This window comes from Pseudomonas sp. 28 E 9 (genome assembly GCF_900004785.1).
GTDB classification, from domain to species: Bacteria; Pseudomonadota; Gammaproteobacteria; order Pseudomonadales; family Pseudomonadaceae; genus Aquipseudomonas; species Aquipseudomonas orientalis_A.
In genome coordinates this window covers 139,879-155,489 of the sequence record NZ_CVTK01000054.1, presented here as the reverse complement: position 1 = coordinate 155,489, position 15,611 = coordinate 139,879, and the positions used below count along the sequence as shown (strand labels likewise).

At 61.6% G+C, this 15,611-nt stretch carries 13 protein-coding genes; 8 read left to right on the top strand and 5 right to left on the bottom strand.

Translation table 11 applies throughout. The annotated features are described in order from the left end of the window. Position 1: 1 nt before the first annotated feature. Positions 2-451 carry a hypothetical protein gene (locus tag BFQ00_RS22490; protein WP_065934802.1) on the top strand — a complete coding sequence of 150 codons (450 nt, stop codon included), beginning with the start codon at positions 2-4 and terminating at the stop codon, positions 449-451. A gap of 91 nt (positions 452-542) precedes the next feature. Here BFQ00_RS22490 and BFQ00_RS22485 read toward each other — a convergent pair whose 3' ends face one another. Beyond that, positions 543-1,031 carry an Hcp family type VI secretion system effector gene (locus BFQ00_RS22485; protein WP_065934801.1) on the bottom strand — a complete coding sequence of 163 codons (489 nt, stop codon included), beginning with the start codon at positions 1,029-1,031 and terminating at the stop codon, positions 543-545. Positions 1,032-1,218: 187 nt separating this feature from the next. On the opposite strand from BFQ00_RS22485, the gene BFQ00_RS22480 reads away from it, so the two are divergent. The 5 genes from BFQ00_RS22480 to BFQ00_RS22460 all read left to right on the top strand — a co-directional run bounded on the left by BFQ00_RS22480 (position 1,219) and on the right by BFQ00_RS22460 (position 9,595). Further along, a complete protein-coding gene (locus tag BFQ00_RS22480; protein WP_065934800.1) occupies positions 1,219-2,133 on the top strand; it encodes an NAD synthetase in 915 nt (304 codons plus the stop codon). Further along, complete coding sequence (locus BFQ00_RS22475; protein WP_065934799.1) at positions 2,130-2,636, top strand: hypothetical protein; 507 nt, start codon at positions 2,130-2,132, stop codon at positions 2,634-2,636. Before BFQ00_RS22480 ends, BFQ00_RS22475 begins: the two co-directional genes overlap by 4 nt. A gap of 201 nt (positions 2,637-2,837) precedes the next feature. Further along, entirely contained in the window at positions 2,838-6,128 is a 3,291-nt protein-coding gene (locus tag BFQ00_RS22470) for a transglutaminase family protein (protein WP_065934798.1), read from the top strand. Positions 6,129-6,218: 90 nt separating this feature from the next. Next, entirely contained in the window at positions 6,219-8,705 is a 2,487-nt protein-coding gene (locus tag BFQ00_RS22465) for a circularly permuted type 2 ATP-grasp protein (RefSeq protein ID WP_065883340.1), read from the top strand. Next, positions 8,705-9,595, top strand: a complete 891-nt coding sequence (locus BFQ00_RS22460) for a transglutaminase family protein (RefSeq protein WP_065883341.1) — start codon at positions 8,705-8,707, stop codon at positions 9,593-9,595. The genes BFQ00_RS22465 and BFQ00_RS22460 overlap by 1 nt, the downstream gene beginning before the upstream one ends. 71 nt (positions 9,596-9,666) lie before the next feature. Here BFQ00_RS22460 and BFQ00_RS22455 read toward each other — a convergent pair whose 3' ends face one another. After that, positions 9,667-9,849, bottom strand: coding sequence for a hypothetical protein (locus BFQ00_RS22455; protein WP_065883342.1), 183 nt, complete (start codon positions 9,847-9,849; stop codon positions 9,667-9,669). 333 nt (positions 9,850-10,182) lie between these two features. On the opposite strand from BFQ00_RS22455, the gene azu reads away from it, so the two are divergent. Then, the gene (gene azu, locus BFQ00_RS22450) at positions 10,183-10,629 is read left to right on the top strand and encodes an azurin (protein WP_065883471.1); all 447 of its coding nucleotides are present in this window, start codon (positions 10,183-10,185) and stop codon (positions 10,627-10,629) included. 123 nt (positions 10,630-10,752) lie between these two features. Here azu and nadE read toward each other — a convergent pair whose 3' ends face one another. From nadE to BFQ00_RS22435, 3 genes are all read right to left on the bottom strand, one after another. Then, positions 10,753-11,580, bottom strand: coding sequence for an ammonia-dependent NAD(+) synthetase (gene nadE, locus BFQ00_RS22445; protein WP_065934797.1), 828 nt, complete (start codon positions 11,578-11,580; stop codon positions 10,753-10,755). 3 nt (positions 11,581-11,583) lie between these two features. After that, the gene (gene pncB / locus BFQ00_RS22440; RefSeq protein ID WP_065934796.1) at positions 11,584-12,798 is read right to left on the bottom strand and encodes a nicotinate phosphoribosyltransferase; all 1,215 of its coding nucleotides are present in this window, start codon (positions 12,796-12,798) and stop codon (positions 11,584-11,586) included. A gap of 208 nt (positions 12,799-13,006) precedes the next feature. Continuing rightward, positions 13,007-13,897, bottom strand: a complete 891-nt coding sequence (locus BFQ00_RS22435) for a LysR family transcriptional regulator (RefSeq protein WP_065934795.1) — start codon at positions 13,895-13,897, stop codon at positions 13,007-13,009. A 154-nt stretch (positions 13,898-14,051) separates the two neighbouring features. On the opposite strand from BFQ00_RS22435, the gene BFQ00_RS22430 reads away from it, so the two are divergent. Beyond that, positions 14,052-15,542, top strand: coding sequence for an L-piperidine-6-carboxylate dehydrogenase (locus tag BFQ00_RS22430; RefSeq protein WP_065934794.1), 1,491 nt, complete (start codon positions 14,052-14,054; stop codon positions 15,540-15,542). Positions 15,543-15,611 lie beyond the last annotated feature (69 nt).

Genomic DNA, 15,611 nt, shown 5'->3' with positions numbered 1-15,611 from the left:
AATGGGCGAATTGATGACGCTACGGGACTTTTTCAAGCACTATTTTCTGACATTTCTGGGCGGCGTATTTGCGGCGTATTTTTCATTGGCGTTGGTCATGGCGCTGGCGTTCGTGACCTATTTTGATGATGCGCCCCTTGCGCAAGTCGGGCGCAAGATCATGCTGGCCGGGGCCGTGTTCACGCTGCTGACGGTGCACAGCAACTTTATGATTTTGCGCGGCAAACCCTCCTGGACATGGTTGATGGTCGGTATCTACGTGGCCTGCCTGCTGTTTGTGTTGCCGATGTTCCAATACGCCCCTCATCCTGTTCTTTATGGGTTGGCGCTGGTTTTTCCACTGTTCGGGCTGCTGATACTCAACAGCAAGGGGCAGCGCGAGATGCGGGCCAAATTGGTGAAAATTCGCCACCTGCGGCAAGTCGTTATCGCGCAGCGAAAAGCTCGTTGACTGAGTAGAGTCGTCACCTGGCTTGCGCTCCAACCTTCCTTGGCACAAACGTGAGCCGGCCGAGGCTGGAGGGCAGTTCCGGCTTGCGGTGTCAGATTTTGACGTTTTGGCGAATGTTCCAGCCGTATTTGACCGCGCCACCGTCTTTGCCTCCGTCGGCCTTCTGCGGCTGATAGCTGACTTCGATGGTGGCGAAATTCAGGCCGATTACTTCAGTCAGTACGTCGCTCGTCGTTACTGCGTCGGTTTGGTAGGAGGTGACCATGACCTCCTTCATCGTGATTGCCAGATACTCCACGGCGCTGCTGCCGCCGGCCTTGCGCACCACCAGCCTGGCCTCGGGGTAATGCTTGCCGGTGGAGCAGGCCATCATCAGGTTGGGTGAAGACTTGTCCATGACCTTGGAGATAGACAGATTTTCAATATTGACCTTGCCGGCACCGCCGCCGCTGCCGGTGTGCATGGAGCCTGTCTGGGACATGCCCCAACCCCATTTGCTGATTTCGATTTCATCGCGATGCCCCTGGTCTTTGGACTCACCCTTGATGTCTGCGAGCTTTAAAAACATATCAGTTGCCATGGTCGCTCCCTGTTTGAGTGTTCGCCGGGAGTGGCGCGGGGCGTACTTTTTCCTATTCGGGATATGGCCTACAAGACGCTGCATCATGATCAGGAAGTGCCTGTCTTGATAAAGCGAAGCTTCTGACATTTTTTGTAGGTAGCCACTCTTTAACCTCTGCGCTCTTGTGAAAAGCCGGAGTAAAGGGATGACTTCCAGCGTGTTGAAAGACGGGTTTCCCAGTGCGCACCTCGCGACGCGGGAGTGGATTGAAAGCAGCATTGATCTACGAAAATTGTTTGCGGCGATTGATGCCGATCCCGCCATCGTCGGTGCGGGGGTGGTGTATCTGGATGCGCAGATGCGGGTGATAGTGCTGCGCGAGTTTCAGCCGATTTGCAGTGTGGCGCCGAAGAAGGTGCTTTTGCGTGAGGCGCCGGGCTATGTCGGGCGGGTGGAGTTTGCTCGGCGCTTGGCGAATGAGCCGCGTGAGTCGCAGGTGGCGTTTGAGGCGGTGAATACAGCGTTGGCGTGTACTTCTGCGGTGATCAGCTGGTTGGTGATCGCGGGAGGATTAGCATTGAGTCCTTTTACTTTTGGGGGCTCTGGGGTCGCGGCTGCGATAAGCGTGGTAGGCGCGTCAGCCAGCACGTTTCAATGCGCCCTGGGTATTCGACGAACGCGAAATGAATTTGTAGACCCAGCGCTGAATGACGAACTGGACCGCAATGAATGGTACCAAGCCATAACGATTGGGCTAGACGCCGCTTCGTTATTAGGTGCTGGCAACACAGCAATGTCTACGATTCGAATGGTCAGTACGCTTAAAAAGGCAACGGGGAAAAATACGCATCAGGTACTCAAGGGGCTAAATCGGCAGGAGCGGGTCAAGCTCACCAGGGAGCTACTGAGTATCAACCATCCGGACATGACCCGGAAAATGATCAAGCTGAAACAAATGGCTGGAGAGATACCCAAGCGCTATACCTCGGCAGAAGTAAAGCATGGAACCCTCTTGCAGATGCTGGATGCTCTTGGTGCCGTATCGGCCGTTGCTGGCAGTGTACGGGCCGGGAACATCCGGATCATCGCAGTTGGGCTGTATGAGGAAATTTCAGAATGAGATTTTTCAGACGGACATACCTCATACCGGTACGCCCATTTCTTTTGCGTTACTTTCCCGTCTTCATCGGTGCGATTTTTATGAGCATTTTGGGGGGGACCGCCGTTGTGGCGCTGCTGGAACATTATTATCCGCGTACAGCCCCGTGGGCTTTATCGGCGTCTTCTGCTGAGGAAGCCTGTGTAGTGTTGGCCCTCTTTACCACCCTGTGCAATGTCATGATTGGCTATGGGCGTCCCAAGTGGGTTTGGGGTATGTATGGCTTTTTCATTGCCTGTCTGTTGGTCGCTTTGCCGGCTTTGCGTTTTTCACCGCATCCATTCATTTTCGCAGAAAGTATCGTTTGGCCGCTGGTCGGCCTACTGCTGCTTCGCAGCAAACGCCACCAAGAATTTCGTGCAAAAGCCGTAGAACTCCGCCACCTGCGCGCAAAAGTCCAAGCCGCCATCAACAAGCGCCGCCAACACGAGCGCGCCATCATCAGAATAAAAAAACCGAGGTGATTCCCCACCTCATCGCACACCCAATCGCTACCGCTGCACCCACTCACGCCACAAATATGTGCAGCGCCTGCACCATGACCCCACCGTTGGCGTCGTTTTGGTGCTGTACTGCACCGGGTCTTACGATAAAGCGCAATGACCGCCGCTCTGGCATAAGTCTTGCGCGCGTTGTGCCCATGCCCTGGCTCGCAGGAGGCCGCCGTGTCGATTCATGTCGCGTTGCACCACGTTACGCATTACCGCTACGACCGTGCTGTCGAACTCGGCCCGCAAATTGTGCGCTTGCGCCCGACGCCCCATAGCCGCACGCGGATACTGTCCTACTCGCTGAAGGTGCTGCCCGAGCAGCACTTTATCAACTGGCAGCAGGACCCCCAGGGCAATTACCTGGCGCGTCTGGTCTTCCCGGAAAAGACTGACGAGCTGCGCGTAGAGGTCGATCTGGTCGCCGAGATGGCGGTATTCAATCCATTCGATTTTTTCCTTGAGCCCTACGCCGAAAACATCCCTTTCAGCTATGCCGCCGATGAGCAGCGCGAACTGGCGCCCTACCTGGAAACGTTGCCGCTGACGCCGAAGTTTGCCGCCTACCTGGCCGGTATCGACCGTACGCCGTTGCCGGCCGTGGATTTTCTGGTCGGACTCAACCAGCGCCTGGCCGCCGATATCGGCTACCTGATCCGCATGGAACCGGGGGTGCAAACCCCGGAGTTCACCCTGGAAAATGCCTCGGGCTCATGCCGCGATTCGGCCTGGTTGCTGGTGCAGCTGCTGCGCAACCTCGGGCTGGCGGCGCGGTTTGTCTCCGGCTATCTGATCCAGCTCACCGCCGATGTCAAAGCCCTGGATGGCCCCTCCGGCACCGACGTGGATTTCACCGACCTGCACGCCTGGTGCGAAGTGTATCTGCCCGGCGCCGGCTGGATCGGCCTGGACGCGACCTCGGGCTTGTTCGCCGGTGAAGGCCATATCCCGTTGGCCTGCAGCCCCGATCCGTCGTCCGCTGCGCCGATCAGTGGCCTGGTTGAGCCGTGCGAGTGCGAGTTCAGCCACGAGATGTCGGTGGAACGCCTCTGGGAAGCGCCACGGGTGACCAAACCCTACACCGAAGCGCAATGGCTGGCGATCCAGGCCCTGGGCCGGCAGATCGATGCTGACCTGCACAGGGACGATGTGCGCCTGACCATGGGCGGCGAACCGACGTTCGTCTCTATCGATGACCCCGACGGCGCCGAATGGAATACCGCCGCCCTGGGCCCGGACAAGCGCCGCCTGTCCGCCGAGCTGTTCCAGCGCCTGCGCAGGCACTACGCGCCGCAGGGCCTGGTGCATTTCGGCCAGGGCAAGTGGTACCCCGGCGAGCAGTTGCCGCGCTGGTCCCTGAACTGCTACTGGCGCCGCGACGGCGTGCCGATCTGGCACAACAGCGCGTTGATCGCCGATGAACAAGCCGACTACGGCGCGGATGGCGTACTGGCCGGGCGCTTCCTGGCCAGCGTCGCCGAGCGTCTCAAGCTGCCGGCCCGTTTCGTGTTCCCGGCGTTCGAAGACAATTTCTACTACCTGTGGCGCGAGGGCGCGCTACCGCAAAACGTCACCGCCCAGGACCCGCGCGTGAGCGATGACCTGGAGCGCGAGCGCCTGCGCAAAGTCTTCAACCAGGGCCTGGATAAAGTCATCGGCCAGGTGCTGCCGCTGGCGCGCACCGCCGCCAACGATCGCTGGCAGAGCGGGCGCTGGTACCTGCGCGACAATCATTGCCGCCTGGTGCCGGGCGACTCGCCGTTGGGTTATCGACTGCCGCTGGCCTCGCAGCCGTGGGTGACGGCAGCGCAATATCCGTTTGTGCATCCCACCGACCCGAATCAGGACCAACCGGCGCTGCCTACCACTGCCCAACTGCACAGTCATGACGAACCGGCCCCGAGTGATGAGCGCGTGCCGAAGGTCGATGAATCCGCCGACTGGCTGACCCGCACTGCGCTGTGCGCCGAAGCGCGGGAAGGGCGCCTGTACCTGTTTATGCCGCCTTTGGAGCGTGTCGAGGATTACCTTGAGCTGGTGACCGCCATCGAGGCGACCGCCGAAGAACTGCATTGCCCGGTGCTGCTGGAAGGCTACGAGCCGCCTTCGGATACACGCCTGAGCAATTTCCGAGTGACGCCGGACCCCGGCGTGATCGAAGTCAACGTGCAACCGTCCGCCACCTGGGACGAGTTGGTGGAGCGCACCGAATTCCTCTACGAAGAGGCGCGGCAAACCCGCCTGACCACGGAAAAGTTCATGATCGACGGTCGTCATACCGGCACCGGCGGCGGCAACCATTTTGTGCTGGGCGGCGCCACGCCCAAGGATTCACCGTTTCTGCGCCGGCCCGACCTGCTGCGCAGCTTGATCAGTTATTGGCACAACCACCCCTCGCTGTCCTATTTATTCTCCGGCCTGTTTATCGGCCCCACGTCCCAGGCGCCGAGAGTGGATGAAGCGCGCAACGACGCGCTGTATGAGCTGGAAATCGCCTTTGCGCAAATGCCCGCGCCGGGTGAAGAATGCCCGCCCTGGTTGGTCGACCGTCTGCTGCGCAACCTGCTGATCGACGTCACGGGCAATACCCATCGCGCCGAGTTCTGCATCGACAAGCTCTATTCCCCCGATGGCGCCACCGGCCGCCTGGGCCTGCTGGAACTGCGCGCCTTTGAAATGCCGCCCCATGCGCGCATGAGCCTCACCCAGCAGTTGCTGTTGCGGGCGCTGGTCGCGCGGTTCTGGCGTGAGCCTTACGCGCCACCGAAGTTGGCGCGCTGGGGCACCGAACTGCATGATCGCTTCCTGTTGCCGCACTTTATCGAGCAGGACTTCGCCGATGTGATCGCCGAGCTCAATGCCGCCGGTTATCCGCTGCGCGCCGAGTGGTTTGCCGCGCACCTGGAGTTTCGTTTTCCCAAGGTCGGTGACTATGCCGTCAGCGGCATCGAACTGGAACTGCGCCAGGCCCTGGAACCCTGGCATGTGCTGGGCGAGGAGGGCGCGGTCGGCGGTACGGTGCGCTATGTGGACTCGTCCCTGGAACGCCTGCAAGTGAAGTTGAGCGGCCTGGCGCCGCAACGCTATGTGCTGACCTGCAATGGCATCCCGGTGCCGCTGCAGCCGACCGGCCGCGTCGGCGAGTTTGTCGCCGGCGTTCGTTACCGCGCCTGGCAACCGGCCAACTGCCTGCAGCCGACCATCGCGGTGCACGCGCCGCTGGTGTTCGACCTGGTGGACACCTGGATGCAGCGCTCGCTGGGTGGCTGCCAGTACCATGTGGCCCATCCGGGCGGGCGCAATTACGACAGCTTGCCGGTGAATGCCAATGAAGCCGAGAGCCGGCGGATGGCGCGGTTTTTCCGCTTGGGGCATAGTCCAGGCAAGCTCTGCGTGCCGACTGTGGTGGTGAACGATGAATTGCCAATGACGCTGGATTTGCGCCGCTTCCCTAATAAAAATGATTGAATGACAATCCAAATGTGGGAGGGCCCTCCCACAAGGATTTGCAGTGTTTGTTGAGTTAACCTGAGCCCCCTTGCCTCTGCCGAGCGTTCCATGTCCGATTTGCTCGACCGTTACCCGCTGACTCCGGGCACCTATCACGAACTGCTGGATGACAGCGGCGCAGTGCGTGCCCACTGGCAGCGTCTGCTCGACCACCTGCAACGCAGCACGCCGGCCCAACTGGCCCAGCGCCAGGCTTTGCTGACCCGGCAGATCCAGGAAAACGGCGTGACCTACAACGTCTACGCCGACCCCAAGGGCGCCGATCGCCCATGGGAACTGGACCTGTTGCCCCACGTGCTGGCCGCTGACGAGTGGCAGCACCTGTCGGCCGGCATTGCCCAGCGGGCGCGCCTGCTCAATGCCGTGCTCGCCGACCTCTATGGCCCGCAGCGCCTGATCAAGGAAGGCCTGCTGCCCGCCGAGCTGGTATTTGGTCACAACAACTTCCTGTGGCCGTGCCAGGGTATCCAGCCACCGGACGGTGCCTTCCTGCACCTGTACGCCGTGGACCTGGCCCGTACGCCGGATGGACGCTGGTGGGTGACGGCCGACCGAACCCAGGCCCCATCGGGCGCGGGTTATGCCCTGGAAAACCGCACCATCGTGTCCCGCGCCTTCCCGGACCTTTACCGTGACCTGCAGGTGCAACACCTCACCGGTTTCTTCCGCACGCTCCAGGAAACCCTGGCCCGCCAGGCGCCCGGCGATGACCAGCCACCGCTGATCGTGCTGCTGACGCCGGGGCGCTTCAACGAAAGCTATTTCGAACACCTCTACCTCGCGCGTCAGCTCGGCTACCCCCTGGTGGAAGGCGGCGACCTTACCGTGCGCGACAGCACCGTGTTTCTCAAGACCCTCAGTGGCCTGCGCCGCGTTCACGCAATCATGCGGCGCCTGGATGACGACTTCTGCGACCCCCTGGAGCTGCGCACCGATTCGGCCCTCGGCGTCCCCGGCCTGCTGGATGCCGTGCGCCAGGGTAATGTGCTGGTGGCCAATGCCCTGGGCAGCGGTGTGCTGGAGTCCCCGGGCCTGCTTGGCTTTCTGCCGAAGATCAATGAGTTTTTATTTGGCGAAGCACTGATCCTGCCGTCCATCGCCACCTGGTGGTGCGGCGAGGCGCCGGTGCTGGCCGAGGCGTTGGAGAAGCTGCCGCAGTTGTTGATCAAGCCGGCGTTCCCTTCGCAGAGTTTCGCCCCGGTGTTCGGTCGCGACCTGAACGCCGAGCAACGCCAGGCCCTGGCCGACCGCATGCGCGCCAGGCCCTACGCCTATGTTGCCCAGGAGCTGGCGCAGCTGTCCCAGGCGCCGGTGTGGCACACCGTGGACGACCACTTGCAACACCGCGCCATCGGCATGCGCGTGTACGCCGTAGCCAGTGACGACGGCTACCGTGTGCTGCCCGGCGGCCTGACCCGCGTAGCCGCCGAAGCCGATGCCGAAGTGGTGTCGATGCAACGCGGCGGAGCGAGCAAGGACACCTGGGTACTCGGCGAACGTGCGCCCGGTGGCGAGCAGTGGCGCGCCCAGCGCGTGATTGGCGCGCACGACCTGGTGCGCCGCGATCCGTATCTGCCGTCGCGGGTGGTGGAGAACCTGTTCTGGTTTGGCCGTTATTGCGAGCGTTGCGATGACAGTGCGCGCTGGCTGCGTATTGTGCTGGCGCGCTATGTCGACGGCGACGACCCGCTGGCCTTGCAGGCGGCGGTCGAACTGGGCGAAAGCCTGCGGCTGTTGCCGGAAGAGGGCGAGTTGCCCGAGCGCTTGCTGGCCGCCTTGCTCGGCGATGACTGGCCCTCGAGCCTGCGCGCCAATTTGCAGCGCTTGCAGTGGGCGGCGTCCCAGGTGCGCGGCAAGTTGTCCCGGGAAAACTGGCAGGCCCTGGTGGAGCTGCAACGCGAAGCCATGGAATTGGAGCGTGAAACCCCGGACTTCGGCGAGTTGCTGGACTTCCTCAACCGTCTGGTGATGTCCCTGGCGGCGCTGTCCGGGTTTGCCCTGGACGATATGACCCGCGACGAGGGCTGGCGCTTCCTGATGATGGGCCGGCGTATCGAGCGCCTGCAGTTTCTGAGCAGCAGCCTTGCCGCGTTCCTGCGCGGGGTGGCGGTCTTCGATCAGGCCGGGCTGGAATGGTTGCTGGAACTGGGCAACAGCAGCATCACCTACCGTTCGCGGTACCTGGCGGTGCCGCAACTGATTCCGGTGCTCGACCTGTTGTTGCTCGACGAGCAGAACCCCCATGCGGTGCTGTTCCAGCTCAAGCTGGTGAGCCGCACCTTGCGTCGCTTGAACGATGATTTCGGCGTGCCACGGGAAACCGGCCTGGGAGCGTTGGTGGAACAGTTGGCGCGTTTCGATCTGGGATGCCTGGAGAACCCGCTGTTCGGCGAATCCGGCGTGCGCGCCGCCCTGGATGGCCTGGCCGACCTGCTGCAAGCGGTCGCCGATGAAAGCGGGCAAGTGTCGGACCGCCTCGCCCTGCGCCACTTTGCCCATGTGGATGATGTCAGCCAGCAAACGGTGTCGGTGTGATGAGTGCGCGCTACCAGATTTTCCATGACACCCATTATCACTACGACAGCCCGGTGTCCCTAGCCCAGCAGCTGGCGCATTTATGGCCGCGACCCTGTGCGTGGCAACGGTGCACCTGGCAGACCCTGGATATCAGCCCGCAGCCCTCTTCACGCCGCGATGAGCTGGACGTATTCGGCAACCCGATCACCCGCCTGGCGTTCGAACGGCCCCATGACGAATTGCTGATCAATGCCGGCCTGACTGTGGAAGTGCTGGCGCGGCCGCCGTTGGACTTGCGCCAGTCGCCGGCGTGGGACCGCACCCGGGACAGCTTTACCTACAGCAGCCAGCCGCTGTCGCCGCAGGTCATCGAAGCCTGCCGCTATCGCTTCGAATCGCCTTACGTGCATTTGAAAAGAACCTTCGTCGAGTTCTCCGAAAGCTGCTTCCCGCCCGGCGCACCCCTGTTGATAGGCGTGCAGGCGCTGATGCAGAAGATCTTCAGCGAATTCACCTTCGATGCCGAAGCCACCCAGGTTGCCACGCCGCTGGTGGAAGTGCTGGAGCGCCGTCGTGGCGTATGTCAGGACTTCGCCCACCTGATGCTCGCCTGCCTGCGCTCGCGGGGCCTGGCGGCGCGCTATATCAGCGGCTACCTGCTCACCCAGCCGCCGCCCGGCCAGCCACGGCTGATCGGCGCCGATGCGTCTCATGCCTGGGTGTCGGTGTTTTGTCCGGTGTCGGGTTGGGTGGATTTCGATCCGACGAATAACGTGCGGCCGGCGCTGGAGCACATCACCCTGGCCTGGGGCCGGGACTTTTCCGATGTGTCGCCGTTGCGCGGGGTGATATTGGGGGGAGGGAACCATGACCCGGAGGTGCGGGTGACGGTGATGCCGCTGGAATGATCGTGCTTCAGGTGCGCCGGGACGCGGAGCGTCCCAGGCTGCATCCCCACGCAGGGCGTGGGAACGATCAATTATTCAGCCGGATCTTTTGGTGTTTCAGTGTCATCGCCGGTTGCTTCAGCGTCGACGTCCGGGTTCAGTGCGCCCGCTTCTTCATCAGCAGCAGCTTTCTTGCGTTGCAGCTTTTCCTCTTTCTTCTGTTCCTTGGCCAAGTCTCTCTGACGTTTGGCGAAGGAGTAATTAGGTTTGGCCATGGGCGATCCTCTAGGGTCGAAGGTGAGGGTGGGCGGCGCGCGGCTGCCTTGGGTCGCTATGGTAGCAGCTTCGCAGCGCGCTTGGCCTTCACTTACCGCTGGCGTAAGCGGCAAACAGGCCGTTGAACAGTTGATTGAGGGGCATGGTGCGGGCTCCAGTGGGGGATGGGCCGATCATATCCGGTTGCCGTGGAGGCGGATGTTAGATTGTGTTGATCAGCCTGATAGCCTAAAGTTGTATACAATCTGTTGATGCAGATCATAAGAACTTAAGCCTGCTTGAGGCACCCTTTGTCGCAATACGCGTTTTCCAACCCTGCCCTGGAGATTCACATGTTCGCCAAACTCGTTGCTGTTTCCCTGCTGACTCTGGCTAGCGGCCAGTTGCTTGCTGCAGAGTGCAAGGTCACTGTCGACTCCACCGACCAGATGTCGTTCAACACCAAAGAAATCACCATCGACAAAAGCTGCAAGCAGTTCACCGTCGAGCTGACGCACTCGGGCAACCTGCCGAAAAATGTCATGGGCCATAACTGGGTGTTGACCAGCGCCGCCAACATGCAGCCGGTTGCCAGCGACGGCATGGCCGCCGGTGTTGACAAAAACTACCTCAAGGAAGGCGACGACCGCATCATCGCCCACACCAAGCTCATTGGTGCCGGCGAGAAAGATTCGGTGACGTTCGATGTGTCCAAGCTGACAGCGGGCACGGACTACATGTTCTTTTGCTCGTTCCCAGGCCATATTTCGATGATGAAAGGCACTGTGACCGTCAAGTAAGACCGCGTTATCGTTCATCGGGGGCAATCCCCCTCCCACACTTGATTTGTGAACACAGTCAATGTGGGAGGGGGCTTGCCCCCGATGGCATTCTGGCAATCAATGCAAACTACCTGCCTCACCTCAAGGCGCAAACGGCATCACCCGCTTGTGCTCGGTCTTGCGGTACGTCTCGCAGATAATCCTGAACGCCTCTTCACGCACGGGCTCACCGTGCAGGAACGCGTCGATTTCGGCATAGGTCACGCCATGTGACGCTTCGTCCGGCTTGCCCGGCGACAGGTCCTCCAGGTCGGCGGTCGGGACTTTCTCCACCAACGACTCCGGCGCCCCGAAATGCCGCGCAATCGCACGCACCTGGTTTTTCACCAGCCCGCTCAGTGGCGCCAGGTCGCAGGCGCCATCTCCGAACTTGGTGAAAAAGCCCATCACCGCTTCCGCCGCATGGTCGGTACCGATCACCAGCCCACCGGCCGCGCCGGCGATGGTGTACTGCGCGACCATGCGCATGCGCGCCTTGGTGTTGCCCAGCACGAAATCGCGGGAGGCCGCCGGTTTGTCATCGAAGGCCGCGACTTCATTGGCCAGGGCTTTGACCGCCGGACCGATGTTGACGGTGTGGCGCTCGTCCGGCTCGATGAAGTCCACCGAAGCCTGGGCATCGAGTTCGTCGAACTGGGTTTCGTAGGGCAGGCGCACGGCGATGAAACGATAGGCCGCGTCGCCGCTGCTGACGCGCAGTTCCTGCACGGCACGTTGGGCCAACAGGCCTGCGGTCAGGGAGTCGACACCCCCACTGATGCCCAGTACCAGCGACTTGAGCCCGGAATTACGCAGGCAGTCCTGGATAAAGGCCACGCGCCTGGCGACTTCTGCCTCAAGGGCGGCCTGGTCTTTGAACGGCGCTTGCACCTTGAGCTGCTGCGCAATCTCACGCTGTACGGCTTGCATGCTTCACTCCTTGCTGGATAGGGCAGGTACTTTGAAAACGTGGCGCAAATAGGCGACAAAATTGGGGTCGGTGCAGTGGGTCTTGCCCGCTTCATCGGAAATCTTGGCGACGGGCTGGCCATTGCACGCGGTCATTTTAAGCACGATGCTCATCGGTTCCACCCCTGGAATGTCGCAGGTCAGGTTGGTGCCGATGCCAAAGCTCACATTGATGCGACCACGCAGGGCGCGGAAAATCTCCAGGGCCTTGGGCAACGTCAGGCTGTCGGAGAACACCAGGGTCTTGCTCATCGGCTCGATACCCAGCTTATGGTAGTGGGCGATGGCCTTTTCCGCCCACTGCACCGGGTCGCCGGAGTCGTGGCGCAGGCCGTCGAACAGCTTGGCGAAGTACAAGTCGAAGTCGCCCAGGAACGCATCGGTGGTGATGCAGTCGGTCAGGGCGATGCCCAGCAGGCCACGGTATTCGCGGACCCAGCAGTCAAGGGCGGCGATCTGGCTGTCGATCAGGCGCGGGCCGAGTTGCTGGTGCGCCATGATCCATTCATGGGCCATGGTGCCCAACGGTTTCATGTCGAATTCGCGGGCCAGGTGCACGTTGCTTGTGCCGACGAAGCGGCCGGGGAAGTCGTGCTTGAGTACGCTGACCACTTCTTCCTGGACCCGGTACGAGAAGCGCCGACGCGTGCCGAAGTCGGCCACTTGCAGCTCCGACAGTTCATCGCTGGCGGCATTCGCCGTCAGCCAGTCGAACTTGCGGTACAGCTGCTCGCGGGCCTGTTCCAGGATCACGGTCTGGTAGCGGTAGCGGTTACGCACTTCGCTGACGACGGCCAGCATCGGCACCTCAAACAGGATCACATGCAGCCACGGCCCGCGCAGGCGGATAAACAGCTCGCCGTTCTCGATGCCGGTCTGCACGTAGCGCAGGTTGAAGCGGAACAGCCCGAGGAAGCGCAAAAAATCCGGCTTCATGAAGCTGATACGTTCCAGGAAGCCCAATTGGTCCGGGCTCAGGCTTAACTCGGCGAGACGTTCGATCTGGTAGCGGATCTCCGCCAGGTACGGGCGCAGGTCTTCGCTGTTACGGCAACGGAACTCCCATTCAACTTCCACGTTGGGGTAGTTGTGCAGCACCGCCTGCATCATGGTCAGCTTGTAGAAGTCGGTGTCGAGCAGGTTCTGCACGATGCGATCGGCAAACACACTCTCGCTCATAACGGGAATCTCCAGACGGGTCGACGCTGGGCGTCGGCCTTTACGCACAATTGAGGAAGGGGGCTAGTGGCGCATAGACCTGTGGGGTATTGCCAGTGATTTTTTTGGGTGTGGCTACTGGCCTCATCGGGGGCAAGCCCCCTCCCACAGGTTGAAATGCGTTGCAAATGTGGGAGGGGGCTTGCCCCCGATGGCTATATTTCAGGCACTAAATAACTTGCTCCAGCATCCACTTCACAAACTCCCTCACTTTGGGCACCTCCGCCGCATGCTCCGGATAAGCCAGGTAATACGCATCCTGGCTCGGCATCCCATGCTGCCAGGGAATCACCAACTTACCCTCGGCCAATTCCTCTTCCACCAGAAACCGTGGCAACAGTGCCACGCCGCAGCCGACCTGCGCGGCGCGAATGCACATATAAAAGGTGTCGAAGCGCGGCCCGTGATAACTGTGCTCGGTGTGCAAATCCTGGCTGGCGAACCAGTCATGCCAGCCCTGGGGCCGCGAGGCGTTCTGCAGCAGCACCAGTTCGCTCAGTTGGGTCGGGTCGGTGAATGGCTCTGCCGGCAGGCTCTCGGGCGAACACACAGGTACAAGCTCTTCGCTGAACAACTTCACGCTCTCGGTGCCGGGGCGTGAACCCTGGCCGAAATAGAACGCCATGTCGGCCTTGCCCTGCAGCAGCTCATCCGGTTCCTGTTCGTTGCACAGGTCCAGGTGGATGTTTGGGTGGCGCAGGCGCCAGCCCTTGAGGCGCGGCACCAGCCAGCGCGCGCCGAAGGTGTAGGGCGTGGACACGCGCAGCACTTCGGTTTCGCCGCCGTAGGAGCGCAGGTAGTGGGTGGACATCTCCACCAGGGAGAGGATCTTGCGCACTTCCACCAGGTACAAGTCGCCCGCCGGCGTCATCTGCAAGCGGCGCCGCACGCGGCGAAACAGCAGGTGCTGCAGCAACTCTTCCAACTGCGCCACCTGTTTGCTCACCGCGCTTTGCGTGAGGTTCAGTTCCTCGGCGGCGCGGGTAAAGCTCAGGTGACGCGTGGCGGCTTCGAAACACTGCAGGGCGGTGATCGAGGGCAAATGTCTTTTGTTCAGCACGGCATGCCTCTTTTTATTCTTCGCATGAATAAACGGAATGATATCTCGCCTAATCGTCGTTTGTTGGCAAGTCTTGGGCCAGCTACAAATGAGGCCTGGATCGCCGTGTCTGCGGCGGCGCAATTTTGTGTTTGCAGATTTGAAGGAGTACCCCATGGTTGCTGCATTGCTTGACCGTCTAGGCGTAAACCCGGCGCTGTACCAGGCGGGTACACAGCCTGTGCATTCACCGATCGATGGCAGCCGCATCGGCGCCGTGAACTGGGAAGGGGCCGCCGAGGTGGAGCAGCAGGTCAGTCGCGCCGAGCATGCATTCGACGCCTGGCGCAAGGTACCGGCCCCACGTCGCGGCGAGCTGGTACGCCAGTTCGGCGACGTGTTGCGCGAGTACAAGGCCGACCTGGGCGAGCTGGTCTCCTGGGAAGCCGGCAAGATCACCCAGGAAGGCCTGGGGGAAGTTCAGGAAATGATCGACATCTGCGACTTCGCCGTCGGTTTGTCGCGCCAGTTGTACGGCTTGACCATCGCCTCCGAGCGTCCCGGTCACCATATGCGTGAAACCTGGCACCCGCTGGGCGTGGTCGGCGTGATCAGCGCGTTCAACTTCCCGGTCGCGGTGTGGGCGTGGAACACCACCCTGGCGTTGGTGTGCGGCAATGCGGTGATCTGGAAACCGTCGGAAAAGACCCCGCTCACCGCGCTGGCCTGCCAGGCGCTGTTCGAGCGTGTGTTGAAGAATTTCAAGGATGCGCCGCAGTACCTCAGCCAAGTGATCATCGGCGGCCGCGATGCCGGCGCCGCGTTGGTGGATGACCCGCGTGTGGCGCTGATCAGCGCCACCGGCAGCACCCGCATGGGCCGCGAAGTGGCGCCCAAAGTCGCCGCGCGCTTTGCCCGCAGCATCCTTGAGCTGGGCGGCAACAATGCGATGATCCTCGGCCCGAGCGCCGACCTGGACATGGCCGTGCGTGCGATCCTGTTCAGCGCCGTCGGCACCGCCGGCCAGCGTTGCACCACCCTGCGCCGGCTGATCGCCCACGAATCGGTCAAGGCGGAAATCGTCACCCGTCTCAAGGCTGCCTACGCCAAGGTGCGCATCGGCCACCCGCTGGAAGGCAACCTGATCGGCCCGCTGATCGACAAGCACGGCTTCGACAACATGCAGGATGCCCTGGAGCAGGCCTTGAGCGAGGGCGGCAAGGTGTTCGGCGGCAAGCGTCAACTGCAAGACCAGTTCCCCAACGCTTACTACGTGGCGCCGGCGATTGTGGAAATGCCCGAGCAGAGCGACGTGGTGTGCACCGAAACCTTCGCGCCGATTCTGTATGTGATCGGCTACAGCGACTTTGCCGAAGCGCTGCGCCTGAACAACGCGGTGCCACAAGGCTTGTCGTCGTGCATCTTCACCACCGATGTGCGTGAAGCCGAGCAGTTCATGTCGGCGGTGGGCAGTGACTGCGGGATTGCCAACGTCAATATCGGCCCGAGCGGCGCGGAGATCGGCGGCGCGTTTGGCGGTGAGAAAGAGACCGGCGGCGGGCGTGAGTCGGGCTCGGATGCGTGGCGCGGGTATATGCGCCGGCAGACCAATACCGTGAACTACTCGCTGGAGTTGCCGTTGGCGCAGGGCATTACGTTCGACTGAGTCCATGTGGGAGGGGGCTTGCCCCCGATTGCGGTGGGTCAGTTGCACATTTTTTGACTGATACACCGC